We start from the raw sequence: 21,836 nt of genomic DNA on the forward strand, positions 1-21,836 counted from the left end.
AAGCGTTTGGATGGAAGCATCCAGCGCTTTTTTTGTACGGAAAATGAAATTTATTGAAAGCAGGCAGGGTGCTTTATGTTAAAATATGTAGGAATTTCTGAAAAAGGAGAATGTTTGTAGATGTCCATTGCGATCATTCATGGAATTGTACTTGCCTTTGGTCTCATTTTACCTTTGGGCGCACAAAATGTATTTGTATTTCAACAAGGAGCGCTGCAACCTCGATTATATCGAGCATTGCCTGTCGTCATCACGGCTGCTCTTTGTGACACACTTTTAATTGCTTTAGCTGTCATAGGTGTTTCTGTTGTGGTGTTTACCATTCCAGTGCTGCAAATCGGTCTTTATATCATTGGTTTCTGTTTTTTAGTTTATATGGGATGGTCTGTATGGAACACAAGCTCATCAGCAGGGGATCAAGAGAAGCAGAAATTAATGCCTGCAAGAAAACAAATTTTATTTGCTTGTTCAGTTTCTCTTTTAAATCCCCACGCGATTCTCGATACGATTGGTGTCATTGGTACGAATTCGCTGCAATATAGCGGAGCAGAAAAGCTGGCGTTTACACTTGCCTGTATCATCGTGTCCTGGTTATGGTTTATTGGGCTCGCCCTTTTAGGGAAGATGTTAGGAAAGTTAGATACAAACGGCAAATGGATGAACCGTATTAATAAGGCTTCGGCGGTCATGATCTGGCTGGTTGCGTTATACATTGCGTATCAATTGATTGTGTAAGGTACATAGAGAATTAAACAAAGAAGCGTTTGGACGTAATGATCCAGCGCTTTTTTTATGTTGGAAGTGTAGCAGCCTTACAATATATCGGAATCAAACCTATGAAATTCTTTGAGTTTGGGATGATCGAAAGAACTATTTCAGAAACGTCTGCTCTTCATATATTGGGATAAGTCACTTTTCTTCTAATTTGATCCTGTTCTGTTTTAAAATGACATTGAGACGGGGTCACTCATCCTCGTCATTTGAAAAGGGGGATATGGATGAAGAAAACATTGTTTAAAGATGCAGCTCTTTTAACACTGGATCCATCTTTAGGTTTTCTTGAAAAGGGAGATTTATTAATTGAAGGGAAACATATTTTAGAAGTTGGACCTTCAATTGAAGTAAGTGATGCTGACATTGTTGATGCATCTGATATGGTCATCATGCCAGGTCTTGTAGATACACATCGGCATGTATGGCAGTCTGTCATCCGGGGCATAGGAACAGATTGGTCTTTGCAGACATATTTGAGCAAAATCTATTATGGCAACTATGGAGCGATGAGACGCCCATCCGACGATCGAATCGCCAATTATTTAGGGGCATTAGAGGCTTTAGATGCAGGTGTGACCACGTTTTTAGACTGGACGATGATCAATTCAATGGATCATACAGAAGAGCTCATTGAAGGATTAAAAGATGCGGGCATACGAGCTGTTTTTGCTTTTGGGTCCTCTGGAGATGCTGAATATTGGGATAGAGAGAGTACGCTCACCAATATGGAGGACGCAGCACGTGTGAAAAAAGCGCATTTTCAATCATCAGATCAGCTTTTAACAATGGGACTTGCGATTCGTGGACCAGAGTTTTCTTCATGGGAGACGTCGGTATTTGAAATTGAAACAGCCCGGTCTCTAGATGCTCTATGCAGTATGCACATCGGCTTTGGGAATTGGGGAGCGGAGGATCGATCGATTGAGCGGCTTCACAAAGCAGGGTTACTCGGACCGGATTTGAACATGGTGCATATTAATGCAATTGATGCGGATCAAATGAAGATGCTGGCAGACAGCGGAAGCTCCATATCCATTACCCCTGAAATTGAAATGATGATGGGTCACGGTTATCCTGTCACAGGACTTGCGATTGCACAAGGTGTTCTTCCAACGCTCGGTGTAGACGTAGTGACAGCGACAGGAGGAGATTTGTTTGCCCAAATGAAATTCGGACTTCAAGCAGAGCGCGCGATCCAAAATCAATCGTTATTAATGGATGGGATCATGCCGGGGCCTGAACTTGGGCTGTCTGCTCATCAAATGCTTGAGGCTGCGACGATCAATGGCGCTCGTGCATTACAGCTCGATCATAAAATTGGGTCGCTTACACCTGGGAAAGAAGCTGATTTCATCCTAATCGACCGGACAAGCATGAATCTTCTGCCCATGACAGATCCGGCTGGCGCGGTTGTCCAAACGGCACACCCTTCAAATGTTGATTCTGTTTATGTGGCTGGAAAAGCCGTGAAACAAAACGGAAAGCTTGTCGGTGTGAATCTAGAAGAGGTCAAACGAAAAGCTTATGCAGCAAGAGACCATATTTTATCACACAAGTTTGAATCAACACCTTCGTAAATAAAATAACCCCATAGGCGATGCCTATGGGGAATTGATTACAAGGATTCTTTAATGACCTTTTTATAATATTGGACAGACAGGAATCCGAAGACAGAATAGAGGGCAGTGTAAATCGACATGACGATAAGCATTGGAGTCCACAATTCTCCGCCGAACAAAAACCAGCCTGATTGTACAGCAAAGTAGCTGTGCAGCAATCCGATGATGAGCGGAATCCCAAAGTTAAACAGCTGTTTAAGCCGGATGCCTTTTAATAGATCCTTCTCAGTAAAACCAAGCTTACGCAAGATCGTGTAGGAGCTTTGTTCCTCTTCACTTTCATTCATTTGTTTAAAGTATAAAATACAGCCTGATGTGACAAGGAAGCTGAGACCTAAAAATCCGACCACAAACATCATCAGTCCTATTGTTTGTTTTTGCTGCTGAGCTGAAGCTAATTGAGACATGCTTTTGTCACTTAGTTTTAAAGATGTAAACACGCTATTTGCTTGTTCAAGATTTTTATCATCTTTTATATTGACTGCGTTATATTGGCTATTCTTAAGCTGCAGCTTTGGATCTTTCTGCTTGTCGAGCTGCTCAAAAACATTTTGACTCACGACGGCAACAGGCAGACCGCCAAAAGTGAAGTTGTAAGAAATGAGATAATCTTTCTTCATATCCATGACTTTCAAATCAACAGGCTTTTTGATGAGAAGTTTCACATTGCCTGAGCTTTGAATCGGCATGAATTTCTTTAATAGATCACTGTAGCCGCTTAAAATCACTTCGTTGTTCTCCACATGAATATTTGGTGCGTTTTTCTCACTGATCACAGGCAGTGTCAATACGCCTGGATCATTATTCATATTTTTCAACTCTGAATCCATGATTTTTTTCGCATCAAATTTTGCTTGAATCACTTTGACCTGTTTTTGATCATAAGCAATATGTTTGTCAGAAAGTGCACGAGTGAAGGTTGCTGCTTCTTTTTCTGAGCCCATGACGAAATGAGCTGGAATTTGCTGCTCAGCGGTTTTTTCTGCTGAGTAATAGGAAATGTAGCTAAGAGCCAGCAAACCGATGGCAAGTGCAGATACGGTTGTAATAATCGTTAAAAGCAGTGCATTTGATTTTAGCCGGAACATAATGGATGACAAAGATAACACTTCATGAATGGCGAGATAGCCATTTTTTCTTTTACGTACGATATTGGCAATGAAAGAAACAGAGCCTTTGTAAAAAAGAAAGGTACCGATGATGACAGAGGCTAAAATATAAATCATGGCTAAAAGTAACTCAAGCATCGACTTATATGAGCCGGTAAAAAGCTTAGAAGAAATATAATAGCCTGAGCTGATCAAGACAATACCGAAAACCCCAATGATGATTTCAAACACAGAGATCTTTTTCACACGCTGTTCTGTCGAAGATGTTGTTCTAAACAAAGATAAAATGGTCTGTCTATTAATAAACCATCTATTTCTTAACATGATTAATCCATAGATGATGAAAAAGACGATAAGTGTCTGTAAAAGGGCCATGCCTGAAAAGTGCAGGTTGGCGATGGCGCTGACGCCGGTTACTTTAAATAGCACCATCAGCATGAGTTTTGAACCGATAAATCCAGCTATGATGCCAACACCCATGGAGAATACGTATAGAATAAAATTTTCTGCATTAAGCAGTTTGGCAATTTTTTGTTTCGTCATGCCAATGAGCTGAAGGAGGCCTATTTCTCTTCCTCTGCGTTTAATAAAAATGCTGTTCGCATATAACAGGAAGATCCCAACAATGGCAATGAGTAGTACAGAAGCGGCTTTGATCGCCGCACCGCCCTTAATGGAGCCTTTTACATCATCAAGTGCTGGTGAGTACTGCAAGGTGACAAAGGAAAAATAGAGCGCGACACTAAACACGAGAGCAAACACGTATAAATAGTAATTCTTCAAATTTTTCTTCAGGTTACGGAAGATGAGCTGATTAATGTTCATGCTTCACACCGCCTAAGACACCTTGCGTTTTCATAATATCCTCGAAAAACATTTTTCTTTCTAAAGCGCCTTTATTCAACTGTGTATAAATCTGTCCATCCTTGATAAAAATGACGCGGCTTGAATAGCTGGCTGCGACAGGATCATGTGTCACCATCACAATGGTCGCTTTTCGTTTACGATTGAAATCTTGCAGCTTGTTGAGCAGGTCAGATGCAGATTTGGAATCAAGTGCCCCTGTAGGTTCATCAGCGAAAATAAGACTTGGTTCATGAATGAAGGCACGAACCGCCGATGTCCGCTGCTTTTGTCCACCAGAGAGTTCATTCGGGTATTTGTCTCTTAGTTCATAAATCCCCATGTCTTCTGCGAGCTGCTGAAAACGTTCAAAAGCTTCTTTTTTTGGTGTTTTGGAGATGGATAAAGGCAAAAGAATATTTTCTTTGACCGTGAGTGTATCAAGTAAATTATAATCTTGAAAAACAAAGCCAAGCTGCTTTTTTCTAAATTCCGCAAGCTGCTGATCCTTCATTTGCGTCATCTCAGCATCTGCAATACGAATGGATCCGCTGGACACATGATCGATAGATGACAATACGTTCAGAAGGGTTGTTTTCCCCGAGCCTGATGGCCCCATAATACTGACAAATTCCCCGGCTTCAATGGTCAAATCAATGCCGCTCAGCACCTCTTGTTTGTTGAATTTATTTCCATAGCTTTTATAAATTTTGCGAGCTTCTAAAATGTTCATTTGCTGAACCCCTTTTTCTTTTAATTGATATCTCTAGTATAAAAAGAAGCCTGCTAGACGTCCTTCGATTTGGCGAACAAAATAGACGAGCATGTGACATTGTTGTCACATGCCTGTTTTTTAAACAAATTGTATGTATACCAGTTTCTTATCAGGATGAGTTTTCTTTCCCCATTTATTTTATCTGTTTTTTACTCTTATGTATCAATCTTCTCTGATTTTTCATGTCATGATGTTGTTTGGAAGCTTTACATGGTCATTTTATTCATGTATGATATGCATATTGAATATATGCATAGTAAATCTATGTATTGGAGGTAACTAAGAATGAAAGTGAGTAAAGAGCTTCTAAAGGGAAGTACATCTACCCTTATATTAAGCTTATTAAATGAAAGACCAATGTATGGATATGAAATGATTAAAGAATTGGAGACGAAGTCGGAAGAGATTTTCAGTTTTAAAGAAGGGACAATCTATCCTATTTTGCACAATTTGGAGGCGAAAGAATTCATTATCTCTTACTGGGGCGAAGGGAGTGGCAACCGGAAAAGAAAGTATTACAAAATCAATGAACAGGGGAAAGCATTGATGCAGGAAAAGAAAGAAGAATGGAAAGTATTTAAACATGCAGTTGATGGCGTTTTGAATGGAGAGAAAATCGCATGGGATTAGATAAAAAGTTTGAGAAGTATGTCAAAAGTGTATGTAAACGAATTAAAAATAAAGATGTTCATTCGAGTGTAAAGCTTGAACTGATGGATCATTTATACACACTAAAAGAGGAAGCAATGAATGCTGGGGTGTCTGAAGAAGAGGCGGTAGATCAAGCGTTGAACCAAATTGGTGATGCGGAAATTCTTGGAATGCAGCTTCATGAAACTCATAAAACCCAAATGGATTTTAAAATGATTCTTCTAGTGTTAGCCACTTGTTTTTGCGGGCTGTTTGTGATGTACTTTTTGCAGTTTCATTCAGATTTTACAAATCTTCAAAACATGAACATTTTTTATAAAAGCCTTGCCTTTTATTTAGTGGGTCTAGTGCTTATGTTTGGTTTGTTTTCATTCGATTATCGGCGCTTATTGAAATACTCTTGGCATTTATACATTGGGACACTCGGAATGCTGATTTTTTCGATGATGTTCGGGGCAAGAGTGAACGGTATACTTTTTTTAAGAATAAGTGATGTATCAATAAATTTGACTGAGATTATGCCTTTTCTTCTAGCTATTTCTTTAGCAGGTATCTTTCACAATTGGAGTTGGGAGAATGGGCTCAAAGCTTGGCTTGGAGTAGGGATTATGGCTTTACCGATTATTTTAATCAGTACGATTGGTTTTCTTCCTGCGACCGTTATTTGTCTGGTCATGTGCTTAACCGTGATGTATGTGTCTAGCGCAAGTTTATGGCAAATCATTATGCTGACAGCAGCAGGCATTTTATATCTGATGGTTGAATTATTTTCTCTTTTTCAAGCAGATGGGCACCTTTCCTTTTATAGAATTCATGAATTCAGCTCAAACGGGCTTCAGATCACCTCTTATGCCATGTCAGAAGTTCACACGGATTGGATGTTTACATATATCATTTATTCATTTGGCTGGTTCGCAGGGCTCATTGCGCTCATGTTGTTTGTCATCTTTATTCACAGAGTATTTCATACAGCAAAACGAGTGAAAATGGCTTATGGCAAAATGGTCATGACAGGTTTAGCCGCTGTGTTTGCAGCAAAATGTCTCTTAAGCATTTTCACAAACTTTGGCTTTCTGCCTTTATCTGGAGTGTCTATGCCTTTCATGAGTTATGGAGGTTCACATATTCTTCTAGAAATGATGGCTGTTGGGCTGATCTTAAGTATTTATAGACGGAGACAGATGGGAGATGTTTTTCGCCAAGAAGCGGGGAGTATTTCCTAAGTAAACCACCGCAATCTCTTCGCGCAAGTTTTGACAGCCGCGAAGAGATTGCGATTGCTACATGCTCGCAATATGAACAAAATCATTCTTTTTCGGAAAGATGAAGGTGAAGGTTGTACCTTCATCTATCGTGGAGTTGACCTCGATCGTGATATGAAGAGCGTCTGCTCCTTTTTTCGTTAAATAGAGCCCCATTCCCGTTGAGGCGGTGTCATTGTGATGTCTTGTTGAGGTAAAGCCTTTTTCAAAAATACGAGAGATGTCTCTTGGATCAATTCCTCTGCCTTGATCTGTAATCGTCAGCATGACTTGGTCATTTATTTGCTTGCTTTCAATGACAATATCGGAAGAATGGCTGTATTTGACTGCATTTGTGAGTACCTGTCTGATCATAAAGGATAACCATTTTATATCACTTAATACGGTACGTTCCTCCAGCGTCAGCTCAAAGCCGATTCCTTTTTGCATACACCATGATTGGAGAGCCTTGATTTCTTTCGCTATGATGCTTTGCAGGTCCAGCTTTTCAATGAATAAATCATTTTCGATATGACGTACTCTGCTTTGGTGCAGCTGGGCATCAAGTAATAAATGGATTCTGAGCCACTCATACGTCATATTTGATTTCAGCTGCTGATCTGTTAAGCGGTCAATCATTAAGCGTATCGCTGTAAGCGGTGTTTTGACCTCATGTATCCAAGAGAGCAATTCATCTTTTTCTTCTTCAAGAGCGATTTTCTGCTCTGCTGCCATCCGCCGGTAGCGTGCAATTTGCTCTGACGTCGCATCATGGATGAGCTGCTCAAATGGGGAAGAGGGGGTTAGCCGCATTTGATGTTCAATGTCATCATCCCATTCTTTGAGCCTCTCATAATAAGCCGTTTCTTTTCGATATCGAAAAAAGAGAAAGACAATCATGAGAAATGTAGACAATAGCACAATATAAAAAAGAGAAGCGATTGGAATGGTCGTATCCAAATAAGCAACAAACAGAATGAGGAGCTGCAAACTAAGAAAGAAAAGAATCCAGCTTCTTCGTTCTTTTAAAAATGCTTGCAGCATCATTGATCATCCTTTTCCTTTGCAAGATAGCCTTGACCCACTTTTGTCTCAATGAAGGCGCCAAGGGAGATCTCGTCTAGTTTTTTTCTGAGGCGGTTGACGTTTACAGTCAGTGTATTGTCACTGACAAACCGTTCATCCTCCCACAATGCTTGAATGAGTGATTCACGGCTGACGATATGATTTTTATGCTGAATCAATTCCTTGAGAATAAATAACTCATTTTTCGTTAATTCAACTTCACCGTGATCATTTGTTACGGTGTTTTTTTCTAGGTCAATCGCAGCGCCGCACCATACCTTTAGGCTGGCCGGTTCTGCACTATAATCATGCACGCGGCGAAGAACAGCACTTATTTTGGCAATGAGTACGTCAAAGTGGAAGGGCTTTTGCACGAAATCATCGGCTCCGAGCTGCATCGACATGACCATATCAGCAGGGTGGTCTCTTGAGGAGAGGAAGATGATCGGAACATTTGAATGATGCCGAATCATCCGGCACCAGTGAAAGCCATCGTATTTTGGCAGCTGTATATCAATAATGACGAGATCAGGCTGGACATCCGTAAATTCCTGCAGCACCTGATGAAAATCTTGAATCCCATAGACATCATAGGACCAGTTGACTAGACGTTCTTTGATTTCTTGGAAGAGGGTTGTATCATCTTCAATCAGTAGAATCTTAAACAAAATCAGCACCACACTTTTTGTATTCGCTTGTTGTCATTGTAGCGGAAAAAAGGCCCTGCCGCTAGAAGCAGACAAGAAAAAAGCAAGGGAAGAGGTCCCTTGCTTCAGCTTATTTACCTAAAAAGTGCTTTTTAAAGAATGATAGTTGGAATTCAAGTGTGAGTGGGTCATTAAAATAGAATTCCTCTGCATTGGCTTCATACACACGATGTTTTTTGACAGCTGGGATGGACTTGTAAATTTCACTGTTTTGATAGGAATTGTCCATTTCGCTGTTTTTACTAATGATCATATAGTCTCCTGCAAATTCAGGGATGACCTCCTGTGAAACTGCGTAGTAGCCGGCTTTTAATGCTTTTTCTTTCACTTTCTCAGGCATTTTCAGTTTCATGGCTTGATAGAGAATTTCTGTTCCGCGGCCCCATGCATCTCCAAAGACGTAAAGATCTTTTGTGCCACTTTCAAAGACAGAAACGGTTGCATCTTCGCCGATTTTTGCTTTGATTTCTTTTCCAGCTTCAGCTGCGCGTTTTTTGAAATCTTTTACCCAAGCTTTTGCTTCTTTTTCTTTGTTTAAAACTTTTCCAATTTCAATGTGCTGCTGAAGGTAATCAACTTTGTTATACGTAAATAAAACGGTTGGTGCGATTTTTTTGAGCTTTTCTACATTTTTAGTATTGCTTAAGCCAATGATGACATCAGGCTTTAGCTTCATGATTTTCTCTACATTTGCATCAGATACTTCTTCCACATTTTTTAATTTCTTTTGGAAACGCGGATTCTTTTTGGACCAAGAGTCAACGCCGACAAGGTTCACACCAAGTGACATGACATTCCCTGTGTAAGAACCGAGCACAACAACACGTTTTGGATGCGCTGGCAGCTTCACAGGCCCATTTTCAGATTGATATGTAATTTTGTCTGATGATGTGGATTGATTTCCTTTATTTGAGGAAGAGCTGCTGCTATTGCCACATGCGCTCAATGCAAGTACAAAGATGAGCATCAGAGGGAACAATATTTTCTTCATGAATGTAGACTCCTTTGAAATCGGCACATAAGCCGGATATTGGTTGTATTAGTGATAATGATAATTATTATCACTTGGATATCATATCATAGAACTGTGGGCTGTTGTCAATGACATTTTGATAGCTGATGATAAAAAAATAAAGAGGGGATTTTCGATAAAAAAAAGATCAAGGCAGCATGTGTCCTGATCTTTTTTTTATTTAAACCAGCCTTTTTCTTTTGATCGTGTAATGGCTTCGATGCGGTTTTTCACTTCCAGCTTATCTAAAATAATGGAAATGTAGTTCCGGACAGTGCCGCTTTTAATGCTCAGTTCTTTTGCAATTTCTTTTGTGTTTTTACCATCTGCGACGAGTTCAAGAACCGATTTCTCTCGCTCCGTTAAAGGGTTTTCGTCACTATATAAGTCTTCCATCAATTCAGGTGCGTACACCTTTTTCCCTTTCATCACACTGCGAATGGCACTTGCCAGCTCCTCGCTTGGGCTGTCTTTCAGCATGTAGCCGCTGACGCCAGCTTTTAGCGCCCTTTGGAAATAACCGGAGCGGGCAAAGGTCGTTAAAATGATGATTTTCACATCTGATCCTTTAAGCTCTTCCGCTGCATCAAGCCCGGTTTTTCCCGGCATTTCAATATCCATTAAGAAAATATCAACAGGGTGTGTTTTGGCAAAATCGATGGCATCTTGGCCGTTCGTACCTTTCCCAACAACCGTCATATCGTCTTCTAAATCGAGAAGTGAACCGAGTGCACCAAGCAGCATTTGCTGATCTTCTGCGATAAAGATGTTGATCATTTCATCCCCTCCTTTTCTTTTGCTGCTGAATCATTTGGAATGCTCATAATGAGCTTTGTCCCGTCTTTTGTTTCAATACGCAGGCGGCCATTTGCAAATTCCAATCTTTCTCTTATTCCTAAAAGGCCGTGACCCTTCGTTTGAGAGGGCGGATAGTCGCCTTTAAATGTTCCGTCGTCCTCAACGGTGATGATGGCTTCCTTTGATTTTTGGTGAATGGTGATTTTACAAACAGTCGCGTCACTATGTTTGACGACATTTGTCACCGCCTCTTTGATGCACATGCTCACAATGTTTTCGTTCAGAAGTGAGATGTGTTTCGGTGCTTCCTTTTCATCATAGATCAATTCAATGCCGGCTGCATCGAGAATTTGCTCAATGTTCGACATTTCCTCTTTGATTCGGATCCCCTTCATGGAGGAAACAATCTTCCGTACTTCATTGAGAGACGTTCTGGCGGTCTGCTGGACGCTTTTGAGTTCGGCACGGGCCTGTTCAGGGTCTTTATACACGAGTTTACGGGCAAGATCACTTTTTAACCCGATCAAAGAAAGCTTTTGTCCAAGGGTGTCATGCAGGTCGCGTGCAATGCGCTGCCTTTCTTCAAGCTTCACAAGATCAGCAATCCGTTCATTGGCATATTCTAATTTCTCCTCAAGCCGTTCACGTTCCTTCCTGCTCCGAATGCTGAGAGGAAGAAGAATGGCACTAATCAGGGTGATCACGACAAAAGGAATTTGTGTGAGAAACCAGCCCTTTTTTAAGATCAAACTAAAGTTCACCGCTATAGCAGCGCTCCCTAGATGAATATAGTATAAGATATAAAAAGGTACTTTTCTTTTAATATGCCCATTGAAATAGGCGATGCAAAAAGCGAAATAAATATAGCTGTAGAGCATCACATAACCAGTTGAAATACCGATCAATAAAAGACCGAAGACATATAAAGACCAGCCTTTTGCGACAAAGGCAAAACGATACACAGCGAAAAAGACGACGTTCAAAATAATGCCGATCACAATACCTAAAGTCGAAGGTGTTTTAAAGATAAAATAGAAGGGCAGGATGAAAAAAATGGCCCATATATAGGGAGAAATCCCATGCAATTTTTGAATTTTAAACTGTTTTTTCATCCGTGTGCCACCTTTTCCGTTTTCGTTCTTTTTCCTTACTTTATCAAATTCAACTTATGGTTGCATCCTGTAAATGACAACAAGCTCCTTCTAGTGTAAGAAAGAGCTTGCACCAATTATGCATTTTTCTTTAGAATGTCTCCTTTAATGACAGGTGCGGGCATCTTCTTAGATTGCCGTGCTTCTTTAAAGGTAACGAATGCTTTCGTTTCTTCATCCCAAAGTCTAAATTTCATTGATTCAATACTTGTTTTTAAAGTGATGGTTGGAACATTTTGAAGCGGCTCACTATGATCATGTGCATGCTCCAAGTGATAATTCGGTACCCTCGGACTTAAATGATGGACATGGTGATAACCGATATTGCCTGTTAACCACTGAAGAAGCTTTGGCAATTTGTAAAAAGAACTGCCTTCTACCGCTGCCTGCACATAATTCCAATGTTCATCTGCTTCAAAGTAAGAATCCTCAAACGTATGCTGAACATAAAACAGCCATACACCGATTGATCCTGAGATCAGGAAGATTGGACCTTGGACAAGCAGGAACTCCTGCCAGCCAAAAAGAAGACACGTTGCAGCTGCTAGCGCAATGATGCTCACGTTTGTGAAATACGTGTTCCAGCGCTCTTTTTTACGAGCATTTTTGACGTTGAAACGGTTTTTTAAGAGAAAGACAAAGATCGGACCTAAAATAAACATCACAAAAGGGTTACGGTAAAATCTGTAGCGAAATTTTGTCCATGCTGATGCTTCTTGATATTCTTTGACTGTCAGGAGCCAAATGTCGCCAGTACCTCGTTTGTCTAAATTACTACTTGTGGCATGGTGAATTGAATGATCTCTTTGCCATTGAAGATAAGGGAAAAGGGTGAGTACGCCCGTTAAAAAACCGAACAGGTGATTCAGCGGCTTCTGTTTGAAAAAGGATTGATGGCAGCAGTCGTGAAAAATAATAAAGACACGTACTAAAAAACCAGCTGCAATAACCGCAAAAAAGAGGGTTAAAAGGTAGGAGATGTTCAGGCTATAATAGGCAAGAAACCAAAGCCCCAAAAATGGAATGAATGTATTAAAGAGTTGAATGATACTTTTTTTTGAATCAGCACCAGAGAATTGGCCAACTTGTTTTCTTAAAGAGGCTTGCTGCTGTGTGTTTGTTGAAGTCGTCATGAACGTTCAAGTCCTTTCCGTTTCTTTCTTCTTCAAAGTATAGAAGGAAAGGTGTCATACTCATAGTAGCACCCATCATGTATTCAATATGACATTTGTCATGTTTGACCTCAAAAAGGCTGATGGGATCACGGTTTTGAGTTTATTTCTCATCAATAAAAAAAGTAAAGGCGCTGGGCCTTTACTTTTTATGAACGAGCTTCATGTACTTTTAACTGCTTGCTTTTAATGGTTGTGTGGCGCATAGCATTCAGCACAAGAGGGCCTTTGCCGTTTAAAATATCGACATATGTTTTTGTGTCTTGAATCGTAATAATCCCAATGTCATCGAATGCAACGCCTTCTATTTTGGCAATGGTCCCAACGAAATCAACAGCCCGCAGTTTCTTTTTCTTTCCGCCGTTAAAATAAAGCTTCATAATATCCTTCTCAACGCCTGCCTGTTTATTTTCCTTTTGAATAGGCGTTTCAATCTTTTCTTCAAAGCTTTCTACATGCTTTTCTGCTTCTTCCTTTGTCGGATAAGGCTGAGTTTGAAAATCTATGCCGGCATCCTGCTTTAATTCATCAATAAGCGGCTTTGCATTCTTTGTCATAAAGGCAATCGTTTTCCCGCTTTTCCCCGCTCTGCCTGTTCTGCCAGTCCGGTGAATATAGCGCTCTTTTTCATAAGGAAGATCATAATGAATGACATGCGTCATATCACTGACATCAATTCCCCTGGCTGCTATATCTGTTGCGATCAGATAACGGAATTCACCTTTTTTAAATTCATCCATCACATCAAAACGGTCTTCCTGTCTCATGCCGCCATGAATTTTGTCACAGGGCACATCCCATTCGTCCAGCTTCAGCGTGAGTTCATTCACCCGGTCTTGTGTATTACAGAAAATAATGCAGCTATCTGGATTTTCAATGACGATCGTACGCTGAAGAAGGGAGAATTTCGATTCTTCTTCTGTTTCAATCACGGTGTGAGTGATTTGCTGTACAGACGTTTCTTCACGTGCGATCTCAATGACTTTGGGTGATTGTAAAAACTGTTCGCTCAATTTCTTCATGTCATCAGACATTGTCGCTGATAACAGCATCGACATGCGCTTTGGCGGCAGATACTGAATAATAGAAGAGACTTGATCGATAAATCCCATGTTCAGCATTTCATCCGCTTCATCTAACACGAAAAATTTGAGATTTTCTAAAGAAAGGGTGCCTTTCTCAAGGTGATCCAAAATGCGGCCTGGTGTCCCGCACACAATATGGTTTTTCTGTGAAAGCTCTACTTTCTGCGCTTGAAAAGGGGCTTTTCCATAAATGGCTGCGGCTTTGATTCGTTTGAATCGCCCGAGGCTTGTGAGGTCTTGTTTGACCTGCATGGCGAGCTCTCGTGTTGGAACGAGGATGAGGGCTTGAGGTTTATTTTCAGCCCAATCAACCATTTCACAAATCGGCAGACCATAGGCTGCAGTCTTGCCGCTCCCAGTCTGAGATTTGACGATTAAATCCTGCTTTGAAAAAGCAATTGATAATGTCTCGTGCTGAACAGGTGTTGGTGTATGGAAGTGAAGCGCTTCTAACGCTTGTTTCAATTCATCACTTAATGGATATTGATCAAAATGTTGTAATGTCATCGTGTTCTCCTTTTCGTACATTCATACTTGTGACATCATACCATAACCATGACCGTGAATGAAAAAACATAGAAAAAAGCCCCGTAAAGGAGCTTTCAGCGTGCGGACAAATTCTCAAAGGAATCTTCGTTTTACTTTTTCCCAGTAAGAGTTGTCTTTTAATTTCACCGTTTTAATGACTTTTCCTGAAAGGCCAATGTCAATTTGTTTGACGTGTTTTGTGCCGAGTGCTTCGTTATCAAGCCCGATAATTGGATGATCGTTTCCATCCTGCACTACCTTCAGCGTCAGCTTGCGGTCACTGCTCAAGATGAAAGGAGCGCCTAATGTACGGTAAGAGTTGTTATTCAGCGATGCAAGTTCTGTGACCTGCATACAAGGAAGCATCGGATCAACCACGGCGCCGCTCACGGATTTATTGTAGGCCGTTGAGCCAGTCGGAGTGGAAATAATCATGCCGTCGCCTCTAAAAGTTTCAAAGTGGAAATCATCTATATACACATCGATCACAAATGTTTTAATAATGCTGGAGCGGATTGACAGTTCATTTAAGCAATGGAACTGGTTTGTGCTGTCAACGCTTACATCGATGATCGGATATTTTCTCACTTCAAGCTGTTCAGTATTCATGGCATCAATCATTTTATCAAAATGCTCTAACGAGAAATCGCAGTATAGGTGCGTATTCTCTGATTTTGATACCCCTACATACAAGCAGTCATCCCGGAATTTTGTTTTACGTACTGCTTGAAGAAATGTGCCATCCCCGCCAATTGAAGCAATAATGTGGGCATCCTCTGCACGCTTGACGACGTGAAAGCCTTGATCAGTAGCGAGCTTCTCGAGAGAAGAAATGTGTCCATCCAATTCATGATCTTTTTTGTAAAAGAAAAATACATTGCGACGATTGTCTGTCATTGACGTTCTCCCCTTTGCTGTCAAAAATAAATTTCAATGATAAAGGGCTTACATGAAAACCCTTGCTCACATTTTACACTTTTTTCATATGAAAGTAAAAATTTTAGAAAGAACCATCTGAAGATCGGATTGCTTTATGAGAAATGAGTCGATGTGAGTGATTTGAAATGGCTGAATCCTGAGCATAATTGAATAGCCGTTTTCTCATGAAAGAATGGTTTAGGTGTTTCGTTGCGGTGAAGATCTAGCCTATTAGGTGCAGGGAGAGGATAAAAAAGCCAATTTTTCGTCATGCGCATGTCTAAGTAGACGATGTAAAGTTGATCGTTATTTAATAGAGGTGCTATCATATGCCTACATGAAATGTAAAAAAACCACAATTCCTGTGAAACATTTCGTGTGGGCATTCGTATGAATGAAGTGAGATAAAAAGGAGGAGAAAAAGATGAATGCGAAAAGATGGGTAGCACTAATTATTGCACTTGGTGTTTTCGGATTTTCAATTGTAATTAGTGTCACGATGGCCTTGTTCGATAGCTTCAATGACAATAAAATGAGCTATCAATTCGGGGATGAAATAGAAGAGAAGGTACTAGAGAATGGCAGCGGTGCAGGCAAGATTGCTGTTCTTGAGATTAATGGAACCATTCAAGATAATGGCGGCGCATCGAGCCTATTAGGCGGAGAAGGTTATGATCATCGTGCATTCCTCAAAGAACTAGATAAAGCGAAAGAGGATGCTTCTGTAAAAGGTGTACTTCTGCGCGTAAACTCTCCTGGCGGCGGTGTCTATGAAAGTGCTGAAATACATAAAAAATTAGAAGAAGTGAAAAAAGCGAAGAAGCCGATTTACGTATCTATGGGATCCATGGCAGCTTCAGGCGGCTACTACGTGTCAACTCCAGCGAAGAAAATCTTTGCTTCACCTGAAACATTAACAGGATCGTTAGGTGTCATCATGCAAAGCTTGAATTATTCAAAGCTCGCAGATAATCTGGGTATTAAATATGAAACGATTAAGAGCGGGAAATTCAAAGATATCATGTCTCCAAACCGTGATATGACAAAAGATGAGCGCAACATCATGCAAAGCATGGTCGACAACTCTTATGAAGGATTTGTCAAAGTGATCTCTGAAGGACGCGGCATGTCAAAACAGGAAGTCAAGAAAATCGCTGACGGCCGGGTATATGACGGGACACAGGCAAAATCGAACGGATTAGTCGATGAGCTTGGGTATTATGAAGATGCATTAAAAGTGATGAAGAAAAATGAAAAAGGCTTAAAAGGAGCAACAGTGGTCAGCTATTCTCAAAGCTTTGGCTGGAACTCTCTTTTCAACATGAGTGCAAGCAAGCTCTTTAAAAGCGAAATTGATTTTCTGAATTTAAAAGAAACACTGGCTGGCTCAAATGGGTCTAAACCGATGTATCTCTATTCAAAATAAAGGAGGGATCATAGATGGATTCTACATTCGATGAAGTAAGCGAAAGCCGCAGCCAAGAGGAAGAATCGAAGCCGGCCTTTGTGAAGCGCGCTTCAATTGAAGCACAGGCGTTTGCAGGTTTTTGGATTAGATTTTGGGCATTTATTCTTGATTGGCTCGTCGTCTGGGGTGTAAACCATTTGACGGTTTCTCCAATCTTTAGTCTGTTTGGCTGGTCCAAAGGAGGAGGATGGTTTTCTCCATTTTCCGTCACAACGACGATTGTATTCCTCCTTTATTTCGCCATCATGACGAAAATCTTTCAACAAACACTTGGCAAGATGGTGTTTGGGATTAAAGTGGTCTCACTTCAGCCTGAGAAGAAGCTGGCATGGGATGTTATTTTCTTTAGAGAGATTGTGGGACGCTACATTAATACGATCTTTATTCTCTATGCTATCGTTGGGTTCTCACCGAAAAAGCAAGGGGTTCATGATTACTTTGCCGATACGGTGGTCGTCCATGAACATTTATATGAAAAAACAGAATCAAACGTATAATCAGAGGGAGTTTGGCCGTAACGGTCAAACTCTTTTTTGTTGATTGGGTATAAAATCCAGAATGAGAGCCATAATCGTAGGGGAAGCATCATTTGTTATGGAGGAAGTGAGCACAGTGCTTTACGTTTGGATCGCAGCGTTTTTGTTTCTTGTGATCTTGTTGATTTTCATGAAAGTAACCATTTCGCTGGACTATTCGCATACAAACGACAATGACCACATTGCACTGAAGGTCATCACCTTATATGGATTGGTCAGACTCAAAAAAGAGATTCCGATGGTGAGGGTCAATCCAGAAGACCAAACGATTGATATTCGTGAAAAGAAAATGAAGAGCGCCAAAACGCCTGATCACGAAAAAGAATCGATGCATAAAAAAGTAGGAAAACGTGATATGAAGCAGATCCTTCATCAAATGGAGCGCATCACAAAAGAGATTGTCGATTTAAACCGGATCATGCGCAAGTTCTTCATCCACGTAAAGATTGACTCGTTTCACTGGTCGACATGGATCGGCTTTCAAGACGCCGCTTTAACAGGTGTAGCAGCCGGCGGTGTGTGGTCAGTTAAAGGAGCACTGCTTGCCTTTATGCAGGAGCATCTCACCTTTAAGCATAAACCGATATATGAAGTCATTCCGGCCTTTCAGCACAATGTGTCACAGACTCAGTTTGCATGTATAGCTTATTTCCGTATTGGACATGCTATGCTTGCAGCCATTCGTTTACTTGTCCATTGGTTAAAAGGAAGAAAGGCGAGAAAAAGTGCCTCTCTTCAAGCAACGAAGAATGAATCATCTGTTTAAGGAGGAACCCGAAAATGGCAGATCATCCAATCCAAGGTCTCATGAAGACAGCGATGGAAAACTTAAAAGAAATGATAGATGTGAATACAATCATCGGCGATCCAGTCGAAACCCCTGACGGCAGTGTCATTCTCACTGTGTCAAAGGTTGGTTTTGGATTTGCAGCCGGCGGCAGTGAATTTAACGGGAACCAAAAGAAAGAAAAGCGTTCTGATGAACAGGAACGAAAAGAGCCGAGACTCCCATTTGGCGGCGGAAGCGGCGGCGGGGTGTCGATTACACCAATCGCCTTCTTAATTGTAGGAACAAACGGAGTTCGAATGCTTCATTTGGATGAACACACCCATCTGCTCGATAAAATATTGGATTCTGCTCCTCAAGCAATTGAACGTCTTCAGCACATGTTTAAGAAGGATGAGCGGGAGCACCGTCACAAAGAACGAAAACTAGATGACATAGACCTTTAAAAAGTTAGCTGCGCTGCAGTTAACTTTTTTTGCAAAATGGACGATTAGGCTTTGCAGTTTTTTGCTTTCTCTACTATGATAGAACCATACATTTGAAAAGGGAGGAATTGTTTTGGCATCGATCACATTTAAAGGAAGTCCTGTCACGCTTGTAGGAAATGAAGTAAAAGTAGGCGAGCAGGCTCCTGATTTTACGGTATTAACGAACTCACTTGGAGAAGTTTCACTTTCTGATTTAGCAGGAAAAGTGACGATCATCTCAGTGATTCCTTCTATTGATACAGGTGTGTGTGACGCACAAACAAGACGTTTCAATGAAGAGGCAGCGGGTTTAGGTCCTGTCAATATTTATACGATTAGTGCAGACCTTCCATTTGCACAAGCACGCTGGTGCGGAGCAAACGGAATTGAAAATGTCGAAACATTATCTGATCACAGAGATATGTCATTTGGTGAAGCATTCGGAGTGTATATGAAAGAATTGCGTTTATTGGCGCGCGCAGTCTTCGTATTAGACCCTAACGGAAAAGTGGTTTACACTGAATACGTAAGTGAAGCAACGAATCACCCAAATTATGAAAAAGCCATTGAAGCTGCAAAATCACTGTTATAAAAGCAGCATCGACAAGAGCTCCGGCTTCATCCTGGGGCTCTTTTCAATGAGAACATATAGCTTTTAACAAAGCGAGGAGAGAAAAGCATTGCAGAAAGATCAAGTAAGTACGATTTTTGAACTGCTCGATACAGCTTCTATTCGATTAAAAAAGGAACAGAGTATTTCTTATATTGAAGCATTGGCAGAAGCAGGAGAAGCCTTTTTCCAAGCAAATGATCGAAACGGTTTATTAAAGGATTTAATAGAGAAAGCAGATTTTGCTTCTTATGATCATGAGCAGATTCGTAAAGCGTTTCAGCTCGCCGTATTGAAAGGTCAAAAGGATATTTCTCATCCAAATCGCCAGATGACACCAGATACGATTGGACTGTTTGTCAGCTATTTGGTGAACAAATTTTTAGATGGTCAAAAAGAGCTTGTAGTCTTTGATCCAGCAGCGGGAACAGGAAACTTACTTCTTGCTGTTTTAAATAATCTCACTGCAGAAACAAAACGCGGCTTTGCGTCTGAAATTGATGATGTGCTCATTAAAATTGCTTGGGCGCAGGCGAATTTAGAGGAGAAAGAAGTTGAGCTTTTCCACCAGGACAGTCTTGAGCCGCTTCTGATCTCACCGGCAGATGTCACTGTATGCAGTCTCCCAGTCGGCTATTATCCAAATGATGAGCGTGCAGCAGACTTTGAATTAAAGGCAAAAGAAGGACATGCTTTTGCCCATTATTTATTCATTGAACAAAGCCTTCGCTACACAAAAGAAGGCGGCTTCCTATTCTTCATCATTCCAAATGATTTGTTTGAAGGAAAAGAGAGCGTACAATTAAAGGATTTCATCAAAGATCATGCGTATATGAATGCGTTAATTCAGCTGCCAGTGTCCATGTTTAAGGATAAAAAACACGCCAAAAGCTTATTTGTGATGCAAAAGAAAAAAGAAGGGCTGGAAGCACCAAAACGAATGCTGTTTGCCAATCTTCCATCTTTCTCACAGAAGGAAGCAATGGTCGGTGTGATGAGAAAACTAGACCAGTGGTTTATAGAAGAAAAAGAAACGAAAGAATAGCCAGAGTGATTTCTGGCTATTTTACTATTCAGAAAATAACGACTTATTGATGTAAGCGATAACAGTTTGAAGGTGCACTTGAAATGCAAAGTTTTCAATGTTTAAATGAAAAAGTCAGATATTTTTCGGACTTATCGTTAAACTATAAAAGACCCGTCAAACAGGTTGAATATAGCACCGGAAAAAACGTGAAACCTTATATAACAACTGAGTAAAAGGAGCGACAGTAATGTCCAAAATTATTGCAATTAACGCAGGAAGCTCATCTCTTAAATTCCAATTGTTCGACATGCCAGAAGAAACCGTTTTAACAAAAGGGCTTGTTGAAAGAATCGGAATGGACAACAGTATCTTCACGATCTCTGTAGATGGAGAAAAGAAAACAGAAGTGACAGATATTCCAGATCACGCAGTAGCGGTCAAAATGCTGCTTGAAAAACTAACTGAATTTCACATCATCAAAGACTTTAATGAAATTGATGGCGTAGGACACCGCGTTGTTCACGGCGGAGAGAAATTCAGCGATTCTGTTCTTTTAACTGATGAAGTGATCAATGACATTGATCAGCTTTCAGAGCTTGCACCACTTCACAACCCTGCAAACGTTGTAGGAATCAAAGCATTCAAACAAATTCTGCCTGACGTACCAGCGGTTGCTGTGTTCGATACAGCATTCCACCAAACTATGCCAGAGCAGTCTTACCTATACAGCCTTCCGTACGACTACTACAAAAACTTTGGTATTCGTAAATACGGATTCCACGGGACAAGCCACAAGTTCGTTACAGAGCGTGCAGCAGAGCTATTAGGCCGTCCACTAGAAGAGCTTCGTCTGATTTCTTGCCACCTTGGAAATGGTGCGAGTATCGCAGCAGTTGAAGGCGGAAAATCAATCGATACATCTATGGGCTTTACACCACTTGCTGGTGTTGCAATGGGTACACGTTCTGGTAACATTGACCCTGCCCTTATTCCATTTATTATGGAAAAAACAGGACATACTGCTGAAGAAGTGCTTTCTACTTTGAATAAGAAGAGTGGTCTTTTAGGTGTGTCTGGTCTGTCAAGTGACCTTCGTGATATCGAAGAAGCAACAGAAGAAGGAAACGACCGTGCAGAAGTTGCTCTTGATATTTTTGCGAGCCGTATTCATAAATACATCGGTTCTTATGCAGCTAGAATGAATGGCGTAGATGCGATCATCTTCACAGCTGGAATCGGTGAAAACAGTTCAGAAGTTAGAGCACGTGTACTTCGTGGTCTAGAATTCATGGGCGTTTACTGGGATCCATCCCTAAACAACATGAGAGGCGAAGAAGCATTCATCAGCTACCCGCACTCACCTGTAAAAGTAATCGTCATCCCAACAAACGAAGAAGTAATGATTGCAAGAGACGTTATGCGTTTAGCGTAATCAAGTTTGAGAAGCTCTTTTCCAATAAGGAAAAGAGCTTTTTTCTGTTAAAAGCAGCATG

The 21,836-nt window shown here is 40.8% G+C and carries 21 protein-coding genes; 11 read left to right on the forward strand and 10 right to left on the reverse strand.

Annotated features, from left to right (window positions below):
* Nucleotides 1-120 precede the first annotated feature (120 nt).
* Nucleotides 121-735 carry a LysE/ArgO family amino acid transporter gene (locus BA81_RS00625; protein WP_034279570.1) on the forward strand — a complete coding sequence of 205 codons (615 nt, stop codon included), beginning with the start codon at nucleotides 121-123 and terminating at the stop codon, nucleotides 733-735.
* A gap of 263 nt (nucleotides 736-998) precedes the next feature.
* Nucleotides 999-2,351, forward strand: a complete 1,353-nt coding sequence (locus tag BA81_RS00630; protein WP_034279572.1) for an amidohydrolase family protein — start codon at nucleotides 999-1,001, stop codon at nucleotides 2,349-2,351.
* Between the two features lie 38 nt (nucleotides 2,352-2,389).
* On the opposite strand, the gene BA81_RS00635 is transcribed toward BA81_RS00630, so the two are convergent.
* Both BA81_RS00635 and BA81_RS00640 read right to left on the reverse strand, forming a co-directional pair.
* Entirely contained in the window at nucleotides 2,390-4,327 is a 1,938-nt protein-coding gene (locus BA81_RS00635; RefSeq protein ID WP_034279575.1) for an ABC transporter permease, read from the reverse strand.
* Nucleotides 4,317-5,078: an ABC transporter ATP-binding protein gene (locus BA81_RS00640; protein ID WP_024426158.1), complete on the reverse strand. Its 762-nt coding sequence runs from the start codon at nucleotides 5,076-5,078 to the stop codon at nucleotides 4,317-4,319. Before BA81_RS00640 ends, BA81_RS00635 begins: the two co-directional genes overlap by 11 nt.
* A gap of 327 nt (nucleotides 5,079-5,405) precedes the next feature.
* Here BA81_RS00640 and BA81_RS00645 point away from each other — a divergent pair, with 327 nt between their 5' ends.
* Both BA81_RS00645 and BA81_RS00650 read left to right on the forward strand, forming a co-directional pair.
* Complete coding sequence (locus tag BA81_RS00645) at nucleotides 5,406-5,750, forward strand: PadR family transcriptional regulator (protein WP_034279578.1); 345 nt, start codon at nucleotides 5,406-5,408, stop codon at nucleotides 5,748-5,750.
* Complete coding sequence (locus tag BA81_RS00650; RefSeq protein WP_034279581.1) at nucleotides 5,741-6,994, forward strand: FtsW/RodA/SpoVE family cell cycle protein; 1,254 nt, start codon at nucleotides 5,741-5,743, stop codon at nucleotides 6,992-6,994. The genes BA81_RS00645 and BA81_RS00650 overlap by 10 nt, the downstream gene beginning before the upstream one ends.
* Nucleotides 6,995-7,051: 57 nt before the next feature.
* Here BA81_RS00650 and BA81_RS00655 read toward each other — a convergent pair whose 3' ends face one another.
* From BA81_RS00655 to BA81_RS00690, 8 genes are all read right to left on the reverse strand, one after another.
* Entirely contained in the window at nucleotides 7,052-8,056 is a 1,005-nt protein-coding gene (locus BA81_RS00655; protein ID WP_034279583.1) for a sensor histidine kinase, read from the reverse strand.
* Nucleotides 8,056-8,745, reverse strand: coding sequence for a response regulator transcription factor (locus tag BA81_RS00660; protein ID WP_034279586.1), 690 nt, complete (start codon nucleotides 8,743-8,745; stop codon nucleotides 8,056-8,058). Before BA81_RS00660 ends, BA81_RS00655 begins: the two co-directional genes overlap by 1 nt.
* 109 nt (nucleotides 8,746-8,854) lie before the next feature.
* Nucleotides 8,855-9,775, reverse strand: coding sequence for an iron-hydroxamate ABC transporter substrate-binding protein (locus BA81_RS00665; protein ID WP_034279589.1), 921 nt, complete (start codon nucleotides 9,773-9,775; stop codon nucleotides 8,855-8,857).
* 198 nt (nucleotides 9,776-9,973) lie between these two features.
* Nucleotides 9,974-10,573, reverse strand: a complete 600-nt coding sequence (locus BA81_RS00670) for a response regulator transcription factor (protein ID WP_034279592.1) — start codon at nucleotides 10,571-10,573, stop codon at nucleotides 9,974-9,976.
* Nucleotides 10,570-11,706 carry a sensor histidine kinase gene (locus BA81_RS00675; protein WP_034279595.1) on the reverse strand — a complete coding sequence of 379 codons (1,137 nt, stop codon included), beginning with the start codon at nucleotides 11,704-11,706 and terminating at the stop codon, nucleotides 10,570-10,572. The genes BA81_RS00670 and BA81_RS00675 overlap by 4 nt, the downstream gene beginning before the upstream one ends.
* Before the next feature lie 116 nt (nucleotides 11,707-11,822).
* Nucleotides 11,823-12,878 (reverse strand): Delta(5) desaturase DesA, encoded by a 1,056-nt coding sequence (desA, locus tag BA81_RS00680; protein ID WP_034279598.1) that lies wholly within the window; start codon nucleotides 12,876-12,878, stop codon nucleotides 11,823-11,825.
* A gap of 188 nt (nucleotides 12,879-13,066) precedes the next feature.
* Nucleotides 13,067-14,509, reverse strand: a complete 1,443-nt coding sequence (locus BA81_RS00685; RefSeq protein ID WP_034279601.1) for a DEAD/DEAH box helicase — start codon at nucleotides 14,507-14,509, stop codon at nucleotides 13,067-13,069.
* Nucleotides 14,510-14,623: 114 nt separating this feature from the next.
* Nucleotides 14,624-15,427: an NAD kinase gene (locus tag BA81_RS00690; RefSeq protein ID WP_034279604.1), complete on the reverse strand. Its 804-nt coding sequence runs from the start codon at nucleotides 15,425-15,427 to the stop codon at nucleotides 14,624-14,626.
* A 445-nt stretch (nucleotides 15,428-15,872) separates the two neighbouring features.
* Here BA81_RS00690 and sppA point away from each other — a divergent pair, with 445 nt between their 5' ends.
* The 7 genes from sppA (at nucleotide 15,873) to BA81_RS00725 (ending at nucleotide 21,775) form a co-directional block, all read left to right on the forward strand.
* On the forward strand, nucleotides 15,873-16,874 hold the full coding sequence (gene sppA / locus BA81_RS00695; RefSeq protein WP_034279607.1) for a signal peptide peptidase SppA: 1,002 nt from the start codon (nucleotides 15,873-15,875) through the stop codon (nucleotides 16,872-16,874).
* Between the two features lie 14 nt (nucleotides 16,875-16,888).
* Complete coding sequence (locus BA81_RS00700; RefSeq protein WP_024424812.1) at nucleotides 16,889-17,413, forward strand: RDD family protein; 525 nt, start codon at nucleotides 16,889-16,891, stop codon at nucleotides 17,411-17,413.
* Between the two features lie 97 nt (nucleotides 17,414-17,510).
* A complete protein-coding gene (locus BA81_RS00705; protein WP_034279610.1) occupies nucleotides 17,511-18,218 on the forward strand; it encodes a DUF2953 domain-containing protein in 708 nt (235 codons plus the stop codon).
* Between the two features lie 14 nt (nucleotides 18,219-18,232).
* Complete coding sequence (gene ytfJ / locus BA81_RS00710; RefSeq protein ID WP_007501733.1) at nucleotides 18,233-18,685, forward strand: GerW family sporulation protein; 453 nt, start codon at nucleotides 18,233-18,235, stop codon at nucleotides 18,683-18,685.
* A gap of 112 nt (nucleotides 18,686-18,797) precedes the next feature.
* A complete protein-coding gene (gene tpx / locus BA81_RS00715) occupies nucleotides 18,798-19,298 on the forward strand; it encodes a thiol peroxidase (protein ID WP_024424810.1) in 501 nt (166 codons plus the stop codon).
* Nucleotides 19,299-19,386: 88 nt separating this feature from the next.
* Nucleotides 19,387-20,361 carry a class I SAM-dependent methyltransferase gene (locus tag BA81_RS00720; protein ID WP_034279615.1) on the forward strand — a complete coding sequence of 325 codons (975 nt, stop codon included), beginning with the start codon at nucleotides 19,387-19,389 and terminating at the stop codon, nucleotides 20,359-20,361.
* 229 nt (nucleotides 20,362-20,590) lie between these two features.
* Entirely contained in the window at nucleotides 20,591-21,775 is a 1,185-nt protein-coding gene (locus BA81_RS00725; RefSeq protein ID WP_024424808.1) for an acetate kinase, read from the forward strand.
* The last annotated feature ends 61 nt before the right edge of the window (nucleotides 21,776-21,836 follow it).

Source organism: Bacillus safensis FO-36b (genome assembly GCF_000691165.1).
Classification (GTDB): Bacteria; Bacillota; Bacilli; order Bacillales; family Bacillaceae; genus Bacillus; species Bacillus safensis.

Excerpts from the sequence above, each read along its gene's own strand:
- BA81_RS00685 (WP_034279601.1), bottom strand. The coding sequence starts at position 14,509 with ATGACATTACAACATTTTGATCAATATCCATTAAGTGATGAATTGAAA.
- BA81_RS00640 (WP_024426158.1), bottom strand. The coding sequence starts at position 5,078 with ATGAACATTTTAGAAGCTCGCAAAATTTATAAAAGCTATGGAAATAAA.
- BA81_RS00625 (WP_034279570.1), top strand. The coding sequence starts at position 121 with ATGTCCATTGCGATCATTCATGGAATTGTACTTGCCTTTGGTCTCATT.
- BA81_RS00675 (WP_034279595.1), bottom strand. The coding sequence starts at position 11,706 with ATGAAAAAACAGTTTAAAATTCAAAAATTGCATGGGATTTCTCCCTAT.
- sppA (WP_034279607.1), top strand. The coding sequence starts at position 15,873 with ATGAATGCGAAAAGATGGGTAGCACTAATTATTGCACTTGGTGTTTTC.
- BA81_RS00690 (WP_034279604.1), bottom strand. The coding sequence starts at position 15,427 with ATGACAGACAATCGTCGCAATGTATTTTTCTTTTACAAAAAAGATCAT.
- BA81_RS00645 (WP_034279578.1), top strand. The coding sequence starts at position 5,406 with ATGAAAGTGAGTAAAGAGCTTCTAAAGGGAAGTACATCTACCCTTATA.
- BA81_RS00700 (WP_024424812.1), top strand. The coding sequence starts at position 16,889 with ATGGATTCTACATTCGATGAAGTAAGCGAAAGCCGCAGCCAAGAGGAA.
- BA81_RS00650 (WP_034279581.1), top strand. The coding sequence starts at position 5,741 with ATGGGATTAGATAAAAAGTTTGAGAAGTATGTCAAAAGTGTATGTAAA.
- BA81_RS00630 (WP_034279572.1), top strand. The coding sequence starts at position 999 with ATGAAGAAAACATTGTTTAAAGATGCAGCTCTTTTAACACTGGATCCA.
- BA81_RS00655 (WP_034279583.1), bottom strand. The coding sequence starts at position 8,056 with ATGCTGCAAGCATTTTTAAAAGAACGAAGAAGCTGGATTCTTTTCTTT.
- BA81_RS00705 (WP_034279610.1), top strand. The coding sequence starts at position 17,511 with ATGGAGGAAGTGAGCACAGTGCTTTACGTTTGGATCGCAGCGTTTTTG.
- BA81_RS00665 (WP_034279589.1), bottom strand. The coding sequence starts at position 9,775 with ATGAAGAAAATATTGTTCCCTCTGATGCTCATCTTTGTACTTGCATTG.
- BA81_RS00725 (WP_024424808.1), top strand. The coding sequence starts at position 20,591 with ATGTCCAAAATTATTGCAATTAACGCAGGAAGCTCATCTCTTAAATTC.
- ytfJ (WP_007501733.1), top strand. The coding sequence starts at position 18,233 with ATGGCAGATCATCCAATCCAAGGTCTCATGAAGACAGCGATGGAAAAC.
- desA (WP_034279598.1), bottom strand. The coding sequence starts at position 12,878 with ATGACGACTTCAACAAACACACAGCAGCAAGCCTCTTTAAGAAAACAA.
- BA81_RS00670 (WP_034279592.1), bottom strand. The coding sequence starts at position 10,573 with ATGATCAACATCTTTATCGCAGAAGATCAGCAAATGCTGCTTGGTGCA.
- BA81_RS00635 (WP_034279575.1), bottom strand. The coding sequence starts at position 4,327 with ATGAACATTAATCAGCTCATCTTCCGTAACCTGAAGAAAAATTTGAAG.